The 18,208-nt window shown below is 69.8% G+C and carries 18 protein-coding genes, 1 tRNA gene, 1 pseudogene and 1 riboswitch; of the genes and pseudogenes, 12 read left to right on the forward strand and 8 right to left on the reverse strand.

Translation table 11 applies throughout. The annotated features are described in order from the left end of the window. Positions 1 to 29 precede the first annotated feature (29 nt). Complete coding sequence (locus IE262_RS30195; protein ID WP_229877582.1) at positions 30 to 461, reverse strand: hypothetical protein; 432 nt, start codon at positions 459 to 461, stop codon at positions 30 to 32. A 331-nt stretch (positions 462 to 792) separates the two neighbouring features. Between IE262_RS30195 and IE262_RS30200 the strand changes: the two genes are divergently transcribed. The 3 genes from IE262_RS30200 (at position 793) to IE262_RS30210 (ending at position 3,797) form a co-directional block, all read left to right on the forward strand. Continuing rightward, positions 793 to 1,449 (forward strand): DedA family protein, encoded by a 657-nt coding sequence (locus tag IE262_RS30200; RefSeq protein WP_134040076.1) that lies wholly within the window; start codon positions 793 to 795, stop codon positions 1,447 to 1,449. Between the two features lie 126 nt (positions 1,450 to 1,575). Continuing rightward, a complete protein-coding gene (locus tag IE262_RS30205; RefSeq protein ID WP_189878096.1) occupies positions 1,576 to 2,238 on the forward strand; it encodes a response regulator transcription factor in 663 nt (220 codons plus the stop codon). 179 nt (positions 2,239 to 2,417) lie between these two features. Then, positions 2,418 to 3,797, forward strand: a complete 1,380-nt coding sequence (locus IE262_RS30210; protein ID WP_308432814.1) for a sensor histidine kinase — start codon at positions 2,418 to 2,420, stop codon at positions 3,795 to 3,797. Here IE262_RS30210 and IE262_RS30215 read toward each other — a convergent pair. Together IE262_RS30215 and IE262_RS30220 are read right to left on the reverse strand one after the other, a co-directional pair. Further along, positions 3,778 to 4,710: a COG4705 family protein gene (locus tag IE262_RS30215; protein WP_229877583.1), complete on the reverse strand. Its 933-nt coding sequence runs from the start codon at positions 4,708 to 4,710 to the stop codon at positions 3,778 to 3,780. The genes IE262_RS30210 and IE262_RS30215 overlap by 20 nt on opposite strands. A 196-nt stretch (positions 4,711 to 4,906) precedes the next feature. After that, a pseudogene (locus tag IE262_RS30220) lies at positions 4,907 to 5,789 on the reverse strand (COG4705 family protein). Positions 5,790 to 6,075: 286 nt separating this feature from the next. Here IE262_RS30220 and IE262_RS30225 point away from each other — a divergent pair. From IE262_RS30225 to IE262_RS30245, 5 genes are all read left to right on the forward strand, one after another. After that, positions 6,076 to 7,125, forward strand: a complete 1,050-nt coding sequence (locus tag IE262_RS30225; RefSeq protein ID WP_229877587.1) for a bile acid:sodium symporter family protein — start codon at positions 6,076 to 6,078, stop codon at positions 7,123 to 7,125. 111 nt (positions 7,126 to 7,236) lie between these two features. After that, positions 7,237 to 7,629: an ArsR/SmtB family transcription factor gene (locus IE262_RS30230; RefSeq protein WP_189878104.1), complete on the forward strand. Its 393-nt coding sequence runs from the start codon at positions 7,237 to 7,239 to the stop codon at positions 7,627 to 7,629. Continuing rightward, positions 7,626 to 8,360 carry an aquaporin gene (locus tag IE262_RS30235; RefSeq protein WP_134040082.1) on the forward strand — a complete coding sequence of 245 codons (735 nt, stop codon included), beginning with the start codon at positions 7,626 to 7,628 and terminating at the stop codon, positions 8,358 to 8,360. The genes IE262_RS30230 and IE262_RS30235 overlap by 4 nt, the downstream gene beginning before the upstream one ends. 30 nt (positions 8,361 to 8,390) lie before the next feature. Further along, positions 8,391 to 8,816 (forward strand): arsenate reductase ArsC, encoded by a 426-nt coding sequence (locus tag IE262_RS30240; protein WP_134040083.1) that lies wholly within the window; start codon positions 8,391 to 8,393, stop codon positions 8,814 to 8,816. Positions 8,817 to 9,087: 271 nt separating this feature from the next. Then, positions 9,088 to 9,375 carry a hypothetical protein gene (locus tag IE262_RS30245; protein ID WP_189878106.1) on the forward strand — a complete coding sequence of 96 codons (288 nt, stop codon included), beginning with the start codon at positions 9,088 to 9,090 and terminating at the stop codon, positions 9,373 to 9,375. Between the two features lie 109 nt (positions 9,376 to 9,484). Here the strand turns inward: IE262_RS30245 and IE262_RS30250 are convergent. From IE262_RS30250 to IE262_RS30260, 3 genes are all read right to left on the reverse strand, one after another. Continuing rightward, a tRNA-Met gene (locus IE262_RS30250) sits at positions 9,485 to 9,558 on the reverse strand. An 83-nt stretch (positions 9,559 to 9,641) separates the two neighbouring features. Beyond that, positions 9,642 to 10,241, reverse strand: coding sequence for an antibiotic biosynthesis monooxygenase (locus IE262_RS30255; protein ID WP_189878109.1), 600 nt, complete (start codon positions 10,239 to 10,241; stop codon positions 9,642 to 9,644). A 70-nt stretch (positions 10,242 to 10,311) separates the two neighbouring features. After that, complete coding sequence (locus tag IE262_RS30260) at positions 10,312 to 11,457, reverse strand: dihydrofolate reductase family protein (protein WP_189878111.1); 1,146 nt, start codon at positions 11,455 to 11,457, stop codon at positions 10,312 to 10,314. 119 nt (positions 11,458 to 11,576) lie between these two features. Between IE262_RS30260 and IE262_RS30265 the strand changes: the two genes are divergently transcribed. The 4 genes from IE262_RS30265 to IE262_RS30280 all read left to right on the forward strand — a co-directional run bounded on the left by IE262_RS30265 (position 11,577) and on the right by IE262_RS30280 (position 15,493). After that, positions 11,577 to 12,092, forward strand: coding sequence for a MarR family winged helix-turn-helix transcriptional regulator (locus IE262_RS30265; protein WP_189878113.1), 516 nt, complete (start codon positions 11,577 to 11,579; stop codon positions 12,090 to 12,092). Between the two features lie 192 nt (positions 12,093 to 12,284). Then, complete coding sequence (locus IE262_RS30270; protein ID WP_189878116.1) at positions 12,285 to 12,947, forward strand: GTP cyclohydrolase II; 663 nt, start codon at positions 12,285 to 12,287, stop codon at positions 12,945 to 12,947. Between the two features lie 292 nt (positions 12,948 to 13,239). Then, positions 13,240 to 13,398, forward strand: a riboswitch (cyclic di-AMP (ydaO/yuaA leader). A gap of 11 nt (positions 13,399 to 13,409) precedes the next feature. After that, positions 13,410 to 14,444, forward strand: a complete 1,035-nt coding sequence (locus tag IE262_RS30275) for a M23 family metallopeptidase (RefSeq protein ID WP_134040089.1) — start codon at positions 13,410 to 13,412, stop codon at positions 14,442 to 14,444. A 98-nt stretch (positions 14,445 to 14,542) separates the two neighbouring features. Then, positions 14,543 to 15,493, forward strand: coding sequence for an aldo/keto reductase (locus IE262_RS30280; protein WP_189878118.1), 951 nt, complete (start codon positions 14,543 to 14,545; stop codon positions 15,491 to 15,493). A 68-nt stretch (positions 15,494 to 15,561) separates the two neighbouring features. Here IE262_RS30280 and IE262_RS30285 read toward each other — a convergent pair whose 3' ends face one another. Beyond that, positions 15,562 to 17,004 carry a PrsW family intramembrane metalloprotease gene (locus IE262_RS30285; RefSeq protein ID WP_189878120.1) on the reverse strand — a complete coding sequence of 481 codons (1,443 nt, stop codon included), beginning with the start codon at positions 17,002 to 17,004 and terminating at the stop codon, positions 15,562 to 15,564. 264 nt (positions 17,005 to 17,268) lie between these two features. Next, on the reverse strand, positions 17,269 to 18,102 hold the full coding sequence (trmB, locus tag IE262_RS30290) for a tRNA (guanosine(46)-N7)-methyltransferase TrmB (protein ID WP_134040092.1): 834 nt from the start codon (positions 18,100 to 18,102) through the stop codon (positions 17,269 to 17,271). Between the last annotated feature and the right edge of the window lie 106 nt (positions 18,103 to 18,208).

The following is an 18,208-nucleotide window of genomic DNA, read 5'->3' on the forward strand; positions in this document are numbered from 1 at the left end:
GCAAGCGTCGACGGTTCGCAGTGTCTGGCTCAGGAGCTGACGATCTCCTTGACCAGGTCGAGTTTCTGTTCAGGGCTCAGTGCCGCGTGGCGGCCGGCGGCGAGGCCGTCGAGCGCGGCGAAGACGTCGTTGTCCTCAGGGTGGAGGACCGCGGCGAGCAGCTGGGCGCGGGCGCTCCCGTCGAGGCTGTAGAGCCAGAGCCGTTGCTCCTTGCGAGGCTCCTTGTTCGCCTCCGGCTCCAACTTCCACACGGGGAAGTAGCCGAGGTCCTGGTTCTTCAGGTAATCCGCGATCTCTTCCAGCACCCACCGGCCGAGCCTGCTGTACCCCAGCTCCATACGCAGGTCACCGAGCGTCGTTTCCAAGAGTCCGCCCTGCTCGCGGACGAACGTTGCCAGCTGAGCATCGGCCTGGTCATCGTCGATGTCCTCGATCTCTTCGTGTCCCGCGTCCTCAGCCATGGGTCCCTCCCCGTTGTGGTGTGGCCTGTCGGTGCGGATTAACGTACCGGATGCACCACAATCTGTATACGGCGATGGACATAAATTGTTGGTTGCTCGCGAAATAAAATCACTCGTGCTCCATCGGACGTCATGGAACGGGGTGGGTAGGACATCTGGCCTGGGCTCCGCCGTTTCCACCGCCTGTGGCGGACATGCCCGTGCCTGTGGATCGGCTGCCGACGTTGGTCGCTGATTCCGTAGACTGTCTGCATTTCTCTGGTTAGCCGCTTCTGTCCGTTCCTGCGTGTCCCTTCACGTCGGATCGCCGGAGGGGAAGGTGTCCCGCAGCATGACCCCACCGCTGTACGAGGCAGTCAACGTGCTCGACGCCCAGTCACTGCTGGCCGCATTCGGCGTGCTGGGTGTCGGCGTGGTGATGTTCGCCGAGACCGGACTGCTCATCGGCTTCTTCCTGCCGGGTGACTCCCTGTTGTTCACGGCGGGTCTGCTGTGCACGGGTGCCGCGGACCGGGCGGTGAAACTGTCGCTGGCGCCGCTGCTGGTCGCGGCGGCCGTCGGTGCGCTGGCCGGGGCACAGTGCGGATATCTGATCGGCCGGAAGGCGGGTGGAGCGCTGCTCGCCCGCAGTCGTTCTCAGCGGTTGCACGACGGGGTCAAGCGCGCCGAGGAGCTGCTGGAGCGGTACGGCTACGCCAAGGCCGTGGTCCTGGCCCGGTTCGTGCCGGTGGTGCGGACGGTGCTGAACCCGATGGCGGGCGCGCTGGACGTTCCCCTGCGGACGTTCACGCTGTGGCAGGTGGTCGGCGGCCTGGTATGGAGTGTCGGCCTCACCCTCGCCGGGTACGCGCTGGGTTCTTCGATCCCGAACGTCGATCGCTACCTTCTGCCGCTGGTCGCGTTGATCATCGTCGTGTCCCTGGTGCCCCTGCTCTCCGAGGTGCTGCGTGCCCGCCGGAGCGCCGAGGCGAAGGGAGGGGACGAGTGATCCGCGGCCCGGGTCGAAGGCCGGGCACTCCCGCATCGTTCATCCCAGGTACGGCCATCTCAGGTACGACCGTCCCGGCTACGGCCATCCCAGGTACGACCACGGCCGGTGGGCCGCTGGAGGATCATGCGCCCCAAAATCCTGGTTGTTGAGGACGATCCCGCGCTGCGGGACGTGCTGCGCCGGGGCCTGTGCGACGAGGACTTCGAACCCGTCCTGGCCGCCGACGGCGCGTCCGCCCTGCGGCTGGCCAACGCCGACATCGCGGCGGCCGTTCTGGACGTCGGCCTGCCCGACGCGGACGGACGGGACGTGTGCCAGGCGATGCGTGCCAACGGCTTCTTCGCCCCCGTGCTCTTCCTGACCGCCCGGCACCAGCTCACCGACCGCCTGTCCGGCTTCTCCGCAGGCGGCGACGACTACCTGCCCAAGCCCTTCCACCTCGCCGAACTCGCCGCCAGGCTGCGCGCCGCGCTCAGACGGGCCGCCCCCCGCTCCACCGCCACAGCCGGTGATCTGGTCCTGGACGCGGTGGATTACAGCATGACCGTGGGCGATGGACGGGTGGCCCTGTCCCCGACGGAGTTCCGGCTGCTGGCCAAGCTCGTCACCGCGGACGGGACGCTCGTGCGCCGCCGGGACCTGGTGCGGGCCGGCTGGCCGGAGGGCGCCCAGGTCAGCGACAACACCCTGGACCAGTACCTGAGCCGGCTGCGCCGCAAGCTGCGTGAGGCGGGCAGCGGCCTGACGATCGGTACGGCGCGGGGGATCGGGCACCGTCTGTCATGAACCGCGCTTCCCGTGCTTCCCACGTCTCCCGTGCTTCCCACGTCTCCCGTGCTTCCCACGTCTCCCGTGATTCCCACGTCTCCCGTGATTCCCGCGGTTCCCGTGCCTTCCGTCGCCTTGCGCCGCGTACCCTGCGCGGCCGCCTCGCTCTGGTGGCGCTCACCACCGCCGCCCTGCTGATGACGGTCCTGACCGTGGTGTTCAACGCCGTGATGGACCGGCATTTGCAGCACCAGGCGGACGGCGAACTGCGCAGCCGGGCGGCAGCCGTCGCCACGACCATCGACACCAGCGGCCCCCGGGTACGCGTCCTGGAAACCGCCAACGACCGGCTCCTCGACGCGAACGTGTGGATCTACGCCGGAAACCGCCTGCTGGAGAAGCCGCCGGGCGCCACGTCCGACAGCACGCTGACCCAGGCCGCCGACCGGCTGACCGCGCAGGGGAACCCTGCCTGCACGACCGTCCACGCCCACGGTCACCAGCCCGTCCGGCTGTGCTCCCACACCGTCACCGGCGGTCGTGCCACCGCCACCGTGGTCACCGCCCTGGACCTCGCTCCGTACCGCAGTTCGGCGGACACTCTGCTGGTGGGGTCGCTCATCCTGGACGGCGTGATGCTCGGCTGCACCTACCTGCTCACCCGTCTGTCCGTCGGCCGGGCACTGCGCCCGGTGCGGACGATGACCGACCAGGCCACCCAGTGGAGCGCCGTGGGCTCCGACGAGCGCTTCGGCGCGGAGGACCATCCGGTCGAACTCGCCCGTCTGGGTGCCTCGATGGACGAGCTCCTGGACCGCATACGCACCGTACTGCGCCACGAGCAGCAGCTGACGGGAGAGCTGTCCCACGAACTGCGCACGCCGCTCACCCGGATCATCATGGAGCTCGACTGGTGGCGGGCCCGCCCTCGCACGGACGCCGAGACCCGCGCCACCCAAGAGGTGATCGCCGAGGCCGCCCAGTCCATGCGCACCATCTGCGACACGCTCCTGAACGACGCCCGTGAGAACGCGCTGAACCGGGAGACGGCCCCCGGAACGACCGACGTCCTGCCCGTCCTGAACCGCCTGCTCCAGCGCCTCGACACACCGGATCAGGTGAAGACCTCCGTAGAGGCCGTAGAGGCCGTAGAGGCCGTAGAGGTGAGAGGGGCCGTAGAGGTGAGAGGGGCCGTAGAGGTTAGAGAGGCCGTAGGGACGGCGGCTCCGGTGCTGGTGCTGGAGGCCGGGGTCGCGCCCGCCCTCCTCGAACGCATCCTCAGCCCTCTGCTCGCCAACGCCGTCCGCTATGCCCGCTCCCGCGTGACCGTGTCCGCGGGGCGCATCCCCGGCGCGGTGCGCATCGACGTCGTCGACGACGGCCCGGGTGTGCCGGAGGCGTTCGTGGGCGAACTGTTCCAGCCCGGCCGGCGTGCCGACTCGGGCGACGGGCACGACGGCGCGGGCCTGGGGCTGCCGCTCGCGCGACGCCTGGCCCGCACCGTCGGCGGTGAAGTGGTCCACGACCCCGGACACTCGCCCGGAGCCAGGTTCACGGTCACCCTGCCTGGCGGGTGACCGGCTCCCGCTCCACCTCTACCGGTACGACGGTCCGGTTGCCGCGCTCCCGCACATGGGCGTAGGCCATCAGGCCGAACAGAACAGCCAGCAGGACGGCGGACGAGCCGACGGTACCGAGATCCAGACCGCCTTTGGCGACCGGCTTGGTGAGGAAGTCGCCCGCGGTGGCGCCCAGCGGGCGGGTGAGGACGAAGGCGATCCAGAACAGCAGCACGTTCGGCACCGTGGGCACCTTCATCAGCGCCACGAGCACGGCGAGCAGGCCGATCACGAGCAGCGCACCAAGGGCGTAGCCGAGGCCGGAGCTGTCGGAGAGGAAGTCGCCCATCGAGGTGCCGAGGGTGTTGGACACGAGGATCGCCGACCAGAACAGGGCCTCGCCCTTGAAGGTGACGATGTCGCGGATCTGGAAGGTCATCCCGCTCAGCTTCCAGGCGAGGAAGATCGCCAGGAGGATCGAGATCAGGATCGCCGCTCCGGCCGGGTAGCCCAGTCCGAGGCCCTGCGGGCCCCAGCCCAGCTTGGTCGCGCCGGCGGCGAGGTACTTGGCACTGGCGTCGCGGTTCATGAAGTCGGACATCGTGGTGCCGGCCATGCTGGTCGACAGGATCACGGTCCAGTAGAAGAACGGGTTGTAGCGGCTGGACCGCAGCTGGACCACCAGCGTCACCACGAAGATCAGGAAGAGCGCGACCGTGGTGAGGAAGTAGCCCAGCTTGAGGGTCTGGGCGAAGAGGTCGCCTGCCGTCTCACCCAGCGTCGTCGCTGCGATCTTCATGATCCAGAAGGCCAGCGTGACCTCGGGCAGCTTCTTCATCACGGACTTGGCCGTGCTCGACGTGCTCGACGCACTTGACCTTCTTGGCGTGCTCGCCACGTCGAGGTCGGTGAGCATCTGTGATTTCTCCACCTCAACTTCTCCTGTTCGGTCGTCCGGTCGTACAACAGGGCGCTCGTCCCCGGAATCGCGACGAGCGCCCTGTGAAAATGAGCCGACCACTGACGGCGGCCGATGCATCGACCGTGACACAGAGAGCCTGACCGCATCCTGAACGCGGGTCGGCCGACGGGGCCGGCGGCAGGCCGGCCGACGGTAAGCCCGCAGGTCAGGCCGTATGCCGGGCGGCCCTCCCCGGTTCGATGACGTCCTTTTCGGTCACGTCCTTACGGGTCACGCCCAGGTACACGACCAGACCGAGGATGACCGCCAGGAACAGCGCGCTGGTGATCACGGTGCCCAGGCCCAGACCGCCGTCGCCGGTCGGCTGGGACAGGTAGTCGCCGATCGAGGCGCCGAGCGGCCGGGTGAGGACGTACGCGATCCAGAAGCTCCACACCGCGTCCAGACCGAGTGCGAAGTGGGCGACGGCGACCGCGGCGATGGCGAGGGCGAACAGGACGGCGGACAGCCAGTAGCCGAGGTTCATGCGCTCGGAGACCAGGTCACCGGCAGCGGTGCCCAGGGCGAAGGTGAACAGGACGGCGAGCCAGTAGAAGGATTCGCGGCCGGTGCTGTCGATGTGGTGGATGGACAGGGTCCGCTCCCGGCGGTACCAGACCACGAACACGACCGCCAGGACGATCGCGAACACCGTGGTGCTCGTCCCCAGCGGCACGCCCATGTTGTCGGTGAGGTTGTCGCTGATCAGGGTGCCGACGACGCTGATCAGGGCCACGGCGAGCCAGTACACGCCCGGCCGGTACGCACGGGTCCGGAACTGCACCACCAGCACCACGGCCAGCAGCGCGCTCATCAGCACCGACACACCGGTCAGGCCGAGTCCCGCCTTCTCGTTCAGCAGATCGGCCGCGGTCTCCCCGGACCGTCGTGCACAGCACCTTGATGATCCAGAAGTAGACCGTGACCTCGGGCACCTTGTTCCGGCGCAGCCGATGCCGCACCGAAGCGGCGGGTCCGTGCTCTTCGGCCGCGGGGCCCGCGGATATCTCAGACGTTTCGTTGGTCGTGGAAAGCGACTCATTGGTCATGGCAAGCGACCGTGTCACCCGGCACCTGAACGCATCCTGACTGCCGCGCGGCACCGTGCGTACCGCTCGTCGCGTACGAGCAACATGGCCACCATGAACAGCTACATGCTCCGTCGCATACCGGCGCCCCTTCCCGCTCCTGCCCCTGTTCCTGCTCTTGCTCTTGCTACCGGTACGGAAGAAGGCCGCCTTGAACCCCCGAGCTTGCGCTCAACCGCCGACCGAGACAACGAAGACAACGAAGACAACGAAGACAACGAAGACAACTGAGGCAACTGAGAGCTGGCTGCGACGACGGCTCGGCCGCGCGGTCGTCCTGTCCTATGCCGCCGCCCTGCTCCTGCCGGGCCCCGGGCTGTGGCTGAGCCGATCCCACTCTCTGCCCCTCGGTTCTCTGCCCCTCGGCGCGGCGGGCGCCCTGTCCTGGTCCACCGCACCCGTCCTGCTCTCCCTGGTGCTCTTCTCGGCCGGACTCCAGGTGTCCTTACACGCGCTGGGCACCCTGCTGCGACGCCCGCTCGCCCTGTTGGCCGGGCTCGTTCTGCATCTGGCGATCCCGCTGCTGGCCATCCCCGCCGTGGCGTTACTGCTGCGTCGGACGCCCGACAGCGACGGCGGCAGCGGCCTGGTCACCGCGATGATTCTGATCGTGGCGATGCCCGTCGCCGCCGGAGCCACCGTATGGACCGGCAAGGGCGACGGTGACCAGCCGACCATGGTGGGGCTTGTCCTCGCCTCCACCCTCCTCAGCCCGCTCACCGTTCCTCTGGTCATCGGCGCCCTGGTGCCGTTGCTCAGCGGCGACTACGCGGACACCCTCAGCAGGGCCGAGCACACCATCCGCGGAGCGTTCACACTGGTCGGCGTGGTCCTGCCGTGTGCGGCGGGCATTCTGTGCCGCCTGGTACTGCCTGCGCCGTGGCTGAGCCGAGTACTCCGCGTCGTCGTGCCGGTCGCCCTGGCCGGCTCGCTCCTCCTGACCTACGTCAACGCCAGCGGCGCCCTGAACTCCTTCCTGGCCCGTCCGCGCCCGCTGCTGCTGGCCGCCGCGCTGGTTGTGGCGTCGCTGGTCTGCCTGCTGTCCTTCGCGGTCGGCCGCGTCGCCGCGCGCCTGCTGAGGCTGGACGCCCCCGTGGCGTCGTCTCTCACTCTCGCCTGCGGCATGAACAACAGCAGCGCGGGTGCGGTGCTGATCACCACCACGCTGCCCGACAAACCGCACCTTCTCCTGCCGGTCCTCGCCTATGGGCTGCTGCAGAAGACCGCGGCGAACCGAGTCGTACGCCGGAGGCCGAGGCGCTCCGCCGACCTGGTCGCGCCACCCTGCGCACCCTGACGGGGTTGATGGCCTCCCTGGTGACCGGGCGGGCTCGACCTTGCACCTCTTCCGCCTCTTCCACCTCTTGCGCTTCTTGCGCCTTGGATCGACAAACGTCAACATAGAGAAATGTCGAAACAAGAGCTTGAGGTGATCGACCAGGACGCCACGTGCTGCCCGGGTCTGGCTGCCGCGCCGTTGGACGACGAACGCGCCACGGAACTGGCGAGAGTCTTCAAGGCGCTGGGCGACCCGGTGCGCCTGCGCCTGCTGTCGATGATCGCCTCGCGGGACGGCGGCGAGGTCTGCGTGTGCGAGATGACGCCGGCCTTCGACCTGTCCCAGCCGACGATCTCCCACCACCTCAAGCTGCTGAGACAGGCCGGCCTGATTGACTGCGAGCGCCGTGGGACGTGGGTGTACTACTGGGTACTGCCCGGCGCCCTGGACCGACTCGCCGGGTTCCTGACGACGCCGCAGACAGTGGGGGAGACGCCGCAGACCCCCGAGGCGACGGCGTGAGCGCGTCCCTCGGCCGCCGCGTGGCCGCCGAGGCGGTGGGGACCGGGTTGCTGGTGACCGTGGTCGTGGGTTCCGGTATCCAGGCGACCGAGCTGTCCCGCGACGTCGGCGTGCAGTTGCTGGCCAACTCTCTGGCCACCGTGTTCGGCCTGGGCGTGCTGATCACGTTGCTCGGGCCGGTCTCCGGTGCGCACTTCAACCCCGCCGTCACTCTGGCCGCCTGGTTCACCGGCCGCCGTACCGGCGCCGGGCCGAGCCTGCGAGAGGTCGCCGCGTACGTTCCCGCGCAGGTTGCCGGAGCGATCGGCGGCGCGGTGCTGGCCGACGCCATGTTCGCCGAGCCGCTCGTGAGGTTCTCGACCCACGACCGGTTCGCCGGCCATCTGTGGCTGGGTGAGGTCGTTGCCACGGGTGGGCTGATCCTGCTCGTCTTCGGCCTGGAACGCGTTGGCCGCGCCTCCCTGGCCCCGACAGCCGTGGCCTCCTACATCGGGGCCGCCTACTGGTTCACCTCCTCCACCTCCTTCGCGAACCCCGCCGTCACCATCGGCCGCGCCTTCACCGACACCTTCGCCGGGATCGCCCCCGCCTCCGTGGCCCCGTTCATCGGGGCACAACTGCTCGGCGCCGCGCTCGGGCTGGCTGCCGTGGCCGTCGTGTACGGACGCCCCGCTCGCACGGCGGACGACCTCGTCGTCCCGCACGGCGAGCCCGAACTCGCCCGCTCCTGACTGCCCCTCCGCCCCGCAAGGACCCCTGCCATGAGCTCCGTCGCCCCGCGTCCCTCCGTGCTGTTCGTCTGCGTCCACAACGCCGGCCGTTCCCAGATGGGCGCCGCCTTCCTCACCCACCTCGGCGGTGACCGGGTCGAGGTCCGCTCGGCCGGCTCCGCCCCCGCCGAATCGGTCAACCCGGCCGTGGTCGCGGCACTGGCGGAGGTGGGCATCGACATCTCCGCCGAGACACCGAAGATCCTCACCACCGAGGCCGTTCAGTCCTCGGACGTGGTGATCACGATGGGCTGCGGGGACACGTGCCCCGTCTTCCCGGGCAAGCGCTACCTGGACTGGCAGCTCGAAGACCCGGCCGGTCAGGGCGTGGACGCCGTGCGGCCCATCCGGGACGAGATCGAGCGACGCGTACGCGGCCTGCTGGCCGAGCTGGGCATTCGGACGGCATCGGCCTGAGCCGGGTCAGGCGGTGGGTTCGCTTTCTTCGGGTGCGTCGTCGGCGGAAGCTCGGTCATCTCCCACGGCGACGCAACCTCGCGCACACCGCAGGGAGGGGAGCGCGTCGCACAGCGGTGGGGCATGCGCCTGCCCGCGCCGGACATCGACGAGCCAGAACCCCGGCAGGTGACCCCGAGTGAGTGAATCGCTGTGGCGCTCGGCGGCGGTGCCGGTCGGGCGCGGCGTGGCGTCTCGGTCGGGGGCGCCGTCTGTTCAAGGATTCGTGCGCGTGGCGCAGACTTTCGAGGAGCTCGTGGGGATGCAGCGCGCGGCGGACCAGGCCCACGCGCGGGTGGAGGAGTTGCGCGACCTGTACGGTTCCCCGACCGCCCACAAGTGGACCGAAACGCAGACCGACACGTACGAGACCGCGTGGCGGGCCTGGCGTGACCTCGCCCGGGACGTTCAGGCGGCGGTGACCGAGTACGCGAAGGCCGAGGGGCAGCCGCGCAGTGAGATCGAGGCGGATGTGAAGAAGGCCGTACGGCATCCCGGGCCGGGGGCGCACGAGGCATAGGCATCAGATCGGGGACGCCAAACACTCATGGTGGACGTCAAACACTGATGGTGGACATCAAACACCTGGGGGCCGGAACCCTTTCGGATTCCGGCCCCCAGGCTTTCAGTAGCGGGGACAGGATTTGAACCTGCGACCTCTGGGTTATGAGCCCAGCGAGCTACCGAGCTGCTCCACCCCGCGTCGGTGAAACCAGTGTACGTCATGCGCGGGACAGCCCGCGCACAGGTTCGCGGTGGCCACGGACCGGCCGCAATCCGGCCCGTTCACTTCACCTCGCTCCGCGGCTCCCCGTACAGCCACCGGCGGAACAGGCGGCTGAGTCCGGGCATGATCAAGTAGGTGAGCAGTGGTGAGATGAGGAGCGGGAAGAGCAGGGCCTTCAGGGGGACGGACAGGGCGGTGGTGTGCGGGCTGATCAGCCAGTTGATGACGAAGGACATCGGATAGGCGCCGAGCATCGTCATCAGCGTCATCTTCCAGCGCGGCGGGGCGTTGACCGGGCGCTGCGGGAGGCTGAACCACGTCTCCATGCCGGTGGGCTGCCGCTGGACGTGGGAGACCTGGTGGCCGACGGCACGCATACGTTCCAGCCAGGCGTTGCGCTCGGGCAGCCGCAGCCACGCCTCCAGGCGATCCGGGCTGGAGAAGCGCAGGACGCCGTAGTAGAGGCGCTGGCCGCGGCGCGGGCGCAGCCAGGTGACGCCCTCGTGGCCGCAGAAGCCCTCGGCGACGCCGGTGAGCTCATGGATGAGTTCCTCGAACTCCGCCTGCCGGCCGGGGTCCACCTCCCAGCTGTAGACGAGCGTCACTCCGTGCTCCTCCGGTCGGTCCGTGGCCGTGGGGACCTCGCGGGTACGGCTCATGCGCGGGCTCCTTCCGGCTCGCGACCCGCTCGCGACCGGCGGGCTGCACCCGTACGGAGTACCCAGGGCCTCAGGGAGCGAGCAAGTGGCTGTTCGGCGCGGTCGCCCGCGGCTCGTACTCGGGGAGTACGACGACCTCGGCCCCTTCCGCCGCGAGGAGGGCGTTGCCGGCGGCGCCCACGACGAACGTGTCCGGCTCCCGCCACGCGGTGACGACCCGCCGTACCCCCGCGTCGAGGATCAGCCGGGCGCACGGGGACGACGGGCGGGAGGAGCGGCGGGCGCAGGGCTCCAGGCTGCTGTAGACGGTGGCGGTGGCGAGGCGCGGGTCGGCGGGGTCCAGTTTGGCCAGGGCCGCCTCCTCGGCGTGGACCACCGGGTCGTCGCCCTCGCGGGAGTGGGCGCGAGCCAGTTCCGTACCGTCGGCGGCCACGATCACGGCGCCCACGCTGAAGGCCGTCCGTGAGGGCGGGCACTGGGCCGCCAGGTCGCACGCCAGGTCCAGCCAGTGCCGGTCGGCCGCCGAGGGGTGACCGCCCGTGCCGGGGACCGTGGGCGCGTACCGGATGAGGACGACGTCGCCGACGGGCCGGGTCTCCAGCAGGCGCAGGCGGCTGGTCGGGCCGCCCGGGTACGCCCCGGTGCCGAACATCCGCGGGGCGTCCGGCTGGCCCACGAACAGGGGTGCGACGGCCAGTTGGAGCTCGTCCGCGAGGCCCTCCCGGAGCAGCTGGGTGTGGACCTGGCCGCCGCCCTCGACCATGAGGCGCCGGACGCCGCGTACGTTCCCGAGGTGGTCGAGCACGGACCGCCACCGAAGGTCCGGGCCGACGGAGACCACGTCGGCCGGGAGGGCGAGGGCGCGCAGGCGTTCGGCGCCCTCGTCCGTCGTGTACACCACCTTCTCGCCGCCGGTGTGCCAGAAGCGGGCCGTCGGGTCGAGGTCCCCGGACGCGGTGACGGTGACCTTCAGCGGGTACTCCGGGAGCCCGGCGGCGAGGCGGGCCGCGCGTCGCTCGGGGGAGTTCACCAGCAGCCGGGGGTTGTCGGTGCGCAGGGTGCCGGCGCCGACGAGGATCGCGTCACTGGCCGCCCGTACCTCGTCGACCCGGTCGAAGTCGTCCGGCCCCGACAGCAGCAGCCGCTCGGGCCCGGTGTCGTCCAGGTAGCCGTCGAGGGAGACGGCGGCGGACAACAGGACGTAGGGCTGGGGCATGGGGGTCGCTCCCGTGGTCGTGACCGATCGGTCGGCGGGGTGTGTCGTGACCGGTGGGAGCCTCGGCCGGCTGCCACGGACACCTGGTTCAACTTTTAAACAATAACTACACTGTCCGCATGACGACCCGCTGGCTCAGCCCCGAGGAACAGCGCGCCTGGCGCGCGTACATTGCCGCGTCGGCGCTTCTGGAGGACACGCTCGACCGCCAGCTCCAGCAGGAGGCGGGTCTGCCGCATCTGTACTACTCCGTGCTGGCCACGCTCTCCGAGGCGCCGGACCGGCGTCTGCGGATGACCGATCTCGCCGAGGTGCTGAAGATCACGCGCAGTCGGCTGACGTACGCCGTGGCCCGGCTGGAGAAGGACGGTGCGGTGCGGCGCGAGGACTGCACGTGGGACAAACGAGGGAGTATCGCGGTGCTGACGGACGACGGCATGGCCCTCCTGGAGCGTACGGCACCGGGGCACGTCGAGACGGTCCGCAGGGCGGTGTTCGACCACCTCGACCGGGAGCAGGTGGAGCAGTTGGAGCGGATCTGTACGGGGATCACGAAGGCGCTCCAGGGCGACGGCGCGGAGGCGGTCACCGCTGACGACCTCCCGTGGCGCCGCCGCTCCTGCCCTTCGAGTTAGCCCACCGCATCTCATCGGGCCGGCTTCGCATCTCATCGGGCCGGCTCCGCAGTCTCACCCGCCTGGGGAGTGCGCCCCTCCGCCAGGCTTGCTTGAAGTTTGAAGCAGGGTTAGAGTCCCGTCGTGAGGCATCTGATTCAAAACTGAAGCAGATGTCCGACCTTGCACCCGCACCTGGCCCGGAGGTCCCGCATGTCCGACCAGCCCGCTGTCACCGACACCGCCACCGTCACGGTCACCGCCACCCCCCGCTCCCGTGTCCGGGTCCCGCTGCGTTTCCACGACGGATACGGCGTCGACGCCGAGCTGGTCACCTTCCACGGCCTGGCCGACGGGCAGGAGCACGTGGCCGTCGTCCTCGGCGAGCCCGCCCCCGGCGCGGTCCCGCTGGTCCGCCTGCACTCCGAGTGCCTGACCGGCGACGTCTTCGGCTCGGCCCGCTGCGACTGCGGCCCGCAGCTGCGCGAGGCGGTGGAGCGGATCGCCGAACGCGGTGGGGTCCTCCTCTATCTCCGTCAGGAGGGCCGGGGCATCGGCCTCTACAACAAGCTCGACGCGTACGCCCTCCAGGACGAGGGCCTCGACACGTACGCCGCCAACGCCGCCCTCGGCCTCCCCGAGGACGCCCGCGACTACACGGCCGCGGCGCAGATGCTCCAGGCCCTCGGTATCGACGCCCTGGACCTGCTGTCCAACAACCCCGACAAGGCGCAGCAGCTCCGCGACCTCGGGATCAAGGTCCACACCCGGGTCCCCACAGGCGTCTTCACCACCGCCCACAATGTCCGCTACCTGAGGGCGAAGGTCCTCCAGACCCAGCACACACTGCCTCTGGCGGAGCTCTCCGCGGGCTGACGGCCCAGCGGTCGACGCGGGCCCTTGATCGTTCACGACTTCCCCATATTCAGTGTCACCGTGCGTGTTCGAACGGCACCACTCCGCATAACATCTGACACACGGTCAGAATTCTTGTGACGACCGAGACGGGCTGAGGCAGGGGTAACTCGCCCTTATTCCGCCCCTCATGACCCCTAAATCCCGCGCACGGGCGTGAACGATCACCCGGAACCGCTTGGAATACGACCCGCACGTCTATTAACGTTCGATAACGCAGCGCGGTCGTCCCAGCCGTCACAAGAGGCGGCTCCGTGCGCACGCGCCGAATCCCGCAAGGGAACCGGGGAACCACCAACCCTGGGGTGAATCGCGCGGAAACCACCGTGGAAGCACGGCTGGTTTACGCGCGTAGGAGACCTTCCTGCTCCGAACCCGTCAGCTAACCCGGTAGGCGAGAAGGAAGGAAAGGAGTACGCCCACGTGGCGTCGAACCGGTCTGCGACCGAAGCTCCGTCCGTGCCGAACCGGCACGGCGACAGCGACACCTTCGGGTATGGCGGCTACAACAGCCAGGACGAAGGCCCCTGGCAGGAGTGGAACCCCACCGCGGAGTCCATTCGTCCCCTTCGCGGCCGGCACCGCGTCGCCAAGCAGCGTGGCGGACTCGCCCGCAGCTCCACCGTTCTGGGCGTCGGTGTCATAGCCGCCGTCGGCGCGGGCGGCATGGCCTCCGCGCAGACCGGCAAGCCTCCGGTGTCCATATCGATGCCCGACATGCCGAACGTCGGCTCGGTCTTCGACTCCGAGGACGAGCCCACGGGCTCCCCCACCCCGCTCAGCAACGCGGGCCTGAGCCTCGCCGACGCCGAGCAGGGCGCCGACGACGCCGGTGAGGCGCTGCGCGCCCGCATCATGCAGCAGGCCGAGTCGCAGCAGGACGCGGTCGACAGGGCCGCCGTGGCCGCCGCCGAGTCCGCCGCCGCGAAGAAGGCCGCCGACGCCGCCGCCAAGGAGCGGGAGGAGGCCGAGGCCAAGGCCGCCGCCGCCAAGGCGAAGGCGGAGGAGGAGGCGAGGAAGAAGGCCGAGGCCGAGCGCCTCGCGGAGCTCGCCAAGCAGTTCACGCTGCCGACCTCCTCGTACACCATCAGCTCCAGCTTCGGTCAGTCCGGCGCCTACTGGTCCTCCGGCCAGCACACCGGCCTCGACTTCGCCGCCCCCACGGGCACCCTGCTCAAGGCCGTGGGCACCGGCACCATCACCCAGGCCGGCTGGGACGGTTCGTACGGCTACAAGACCGTGCTCACCCTCAACGACGGCACGGAGATCTGGTACGCCCACCAGTCCTCCATCGGCGTCAGCGTCGGCCAGAAGGTCGCGACCGGCGACGTCATCGGCCGCGTCGGCGCCACCGGCAACGTCACGGGCGCCCACCTCCACATGGAGGTCCACCCCGGCGGCAGCGGCTCGGGCATCGACCCGATGGCGTGGCTCCAGAGCAAGGGGCTCAACCCCTGAGGTCCTCCGGGAGCAGGTGAGGTGATCGCTCCCGGATTCACAAACCCTCGTCCGGACGCGCGGAATGCGTGCGTCCGGCGAGGGCGTTGTTGTGCAACATGACTTCACTTCGCAAGCTCGGCTCATCCGACATCGAGGTCTTTCCTCTCTCCCTCGGCGGCAACGTCTTCGGCTGGACCGCCGACGAGGCACAGTCCTTCGCCGTACTCGACGCGTACACGGCCGCGGGCGGCAACTTCATCGACACCGCCGACTCCTACTCGGCCTGGGTCGAGGGTAACCAGGGCGGCGAGTCCGAAACCCTCATCGGCAAGTGGGTCAAGGCGCGCGGCAACCGGTCAGACGTCGTGATCGCCACCAAGGTCAGCCAGCACCCCGACTACCAGGGTCTGTCGGCCGCCAACATCAAGGCCGCCGCCGACGCCTCGCTGCGCCGTCTGGACACCGACTACATCGACCTCTACTACACCCACTTCGACAAGCCGGAAGTCCCGGTGGAGGAGATCGTCGGGGCGCTCGACGACCTGGTGAAGGCGGGCAAGGTCCGGGCCGTCGCCGCCTCCAACATCTCGCCCGAGCGCCTCCAGGCCTCCCTCGACTTCTCCGCCCGCGAGGGCCTCGCCCCGTACGTGGCGCTCCAGCCGCACTACAACCTGGTCTCCCGCTCCACGTACGAGGGCGCCCTACAGGACGTCGCCGCCCGCTCCGGACTCGCCGCCGTCCCGTACTTCTCCCTCGCCAAGGGCTTCCTCACCGGCAAGTACCGCCCCGACACGACCGTGGACAGCCCCCGCGCCCAGGGCGCCGGCGCCTACCTGGAGACGGAGCAGGGCGTACGGGTCCTCGCGGCCCTGGACGAGATCTCCGGCGCGCGTGGGGCGGAGATCGCCACGGTGGCCCTCGCCTGGCTCGCGGCCCAGCCGACGGTCGTCGCACCGATCGCCTCGGCACGGACGGTGGAACAGTTGCCGGCCCTGGTGGCGGTGGGGGAGCTGACCCTCACGGAGGAGGAACTGGCCAAGCTGACGGAGGCCTCGCAGGGGAGCTGACGCGGACGCGGCCCGCTCCCCGCGGTCCCCTCCCGGCACCGGCGCTCACACCGACCGCCGGTGCCGGACTACGTCTGATACGGGTTGTACGAGGGATACGGCGCCGCTGGACCGTACCCGTGCGCCGACGCGTACTCGTGCCCGTACTCGTGCCCGTGCCCGTACTCGTACCCGCGTCCGTACCCGTACTCGTACTCGTGCCCATGCTCGTACGGGCCCCCGTACCCGTACCCGAGCGTGTGCCCATACCCATACCCGCTCCCGTACACGGGCATCGGTGCGGTCGTCCGGGCCGCGTAGGCCAGGGAGGGACGGGCGATCTTCCGTCGGCGCCACAGCTCGAAGAGCAACTCCCGCTCCCGTACGACGAAATCCGCGTTCGCCCGGCCTCGCCGCCCCCGATGCCGCAGGAAGGCGAGCGAGGTCGCGTACGCCTCGTACTCGGCGACCGACCGCGCCGCCTCCCGCCCGAACTGGTGCCCGGCGTACTCGCGGGCCAGCCGCCGCGCCTTCATGTTCCCGAGGGCGTACGGCTCGGGCGGCGTCAGCCACCCGGCGGCCGTGTACGCGGGCAACTCGTCCCGCACGGTGCGCAGTTCCCGCTGCCGGGTCCAGATGACCAGCCAGGTCAGCAGCCCGAACGCGGGAACCATGAACACCGCGTAGACCGCGAAGAAACCGAACTCCCCGAAGGTCGACGAGCCGTTCCACAGGGCGTGCATGCCCATCGCGAGGAGCAGACCGGAGAGGGGGAGGAGCACGCGGCGCACATGGTGCCGGTCCGCGGAGAGCGCCGCGATCCCGAAGCCGATCCCCGTGAACACGGTGAACAGGGGGTGCGCGAAGGGCGACATGATCACGCGGACGAAGAAGGTCGCGGCCGTCACGGAGGCGAGTCCGCTGTCGCCGCTGAGCTGGTCGGTTCCGAAGGCGGTGCCGAGGTAGAGGATGTTCTCGGTGAAGGCGAACCCGGTGGCGGTGACCCCGGCGATCACCACTCCGTCCACGATTCCGGTGAAGTCCCTTCTGCGGAACAGGAAGATCAGCAGGACCGCGGCGGCCTTGGCGGTCTCCTCCACGACGGGCGCTATCACGGTGGCGCCGAGGGTGTCCGCGCTGGACGGATCGGCGGTGGCGGTCGCTATCCATCTGGTCGCGAAGCTGTTCGCGATGATGGCTATCAGCGCGGCGGCACACGCGCCCCAGGCGAACGAGAAGACCAGGTTGCGCCAGGGCCCGGGCTCGACCCGGTCCAGCCAGCGGAACGTGGCGATGAGCAACGGCACAGGAAGCACCGCCAGTCCCAGCCCGACCAGGAACCCCTGCGTACCGGTCTGCTCGCGGACCAGGGCGAGGATGACCAGCCCGGAGAGCGCGAGCAGTGTGATGAGCGCCCCGTACCGCACCCACTTCTTGCGCCACCAGTGCGCTGGGCGCCGCATCCCGCCGACTGGGCCGCCGGGGCCGGGCGGTTCGCTGGGGTGCGTCGGATACGGGGGAAAGGTGGCCACGGCATCGACCCTAACGAGGGAGGGGCGCTCCCCGCGACGCTGCCGCGTGAGGTGCAGGTGCTGCTCGGTGGTGCCTCGCGGGCGTTCGGCGGGACTGGTCAGGCGCCGGTGGGTTATGGCTGGTCGGGGTGGACGTGGACTGTGTGGTCTGGCTGCCCTCCGCGCTGCTCCTCCTTGGAGGACTACTTGAATTCCTGAACTCCTGGGATTCCTGAACTCCTGGGACTCCTGGGACTCCTCGGGCTCCTGGGACTTCCGGGACTCCTATTGCTCCTTGGACGGTACGTCCCTGTGCTGTACGCGTCGGAAGAGCAGGTCGTTCACCACATGACCCTTGTCCAGTCCCTGGCCCTCGAAACGGGTCAACGGCCGGAACGCCGGACGCGGCGCGAATCCGCCGTCGGCCTGTGTGTTCTCGAAGTCGGGGTGCGCGGTGAGCACGTCGAGCATCCACTCGGCGTACGGCTCCCAGTCGGTCGCGCAGTGGAGTACGGCGCCCGGCTTGAGCCGGGATGCGGCGAGCGTGAGGAACTCCGGCTGGATCAGCCGCCGCTTGTGGTGCCGCTTCTTGGGCCACGGGTCGGGGAAGTAGACGCGCAGCCCGTCGAGGGAGTCGGGGGCGAGCATCTCGCGCAACAGGATGATGGCGTCCCCGTTCCCCACCCGGATGTTGGACAGCCCGTTCCCATCGGCGAGATTGAGCAGATTGCCCTGGCCCGGCGTGTGCACGTCCACGGCGAGAACATTGATCTCGGGGGCCTCGGCGGCCATCTGCGCGGTGGCTTCCCCCATCCCGAACCCGATCTCCAGCACCACGGGGCCCGCGTTCCCGAACAGCTCGGCGAGATCGATCGTCCGCTGCCCGTCGATGTCCAGCCCCCACTTGGGCCACAGCCGCTGCAACGCGTCCGCCTGGCCTGCCGTCACCCGGCTCCGTCGCGGCTGAAAACTCCGGATCCGCCGCTCGAAGTGCGATCCAGCGGGATCGGCCTTCGGCCCGTCGGGGAACCGGGGTTCACCCTTGGCCCGGGTAGGACGGAGGGACGCGCCGGAGGCGGTGCGCCGTGGGGCTTCGGGGGTGTGGGTGGAGTCAGACACAGTGGAACCGATTTTACGGCCTCGTCCTCAAACGCCGGCCGGGCTGACGTTCAGCCCGGCCGGGCAAAATCAGCCCCTCCGGCGTTTGAGGAGCGGGGGTCCACAC

Source organism: Streptomyces bluensis, assembly GCF_014650715.1.
Lineage (GTDB): Bacteria > Actinomycetota > Actinomycetes > Streptomycetales > Streptomycetaceae > Streptomyces > Streptomyces bluensis.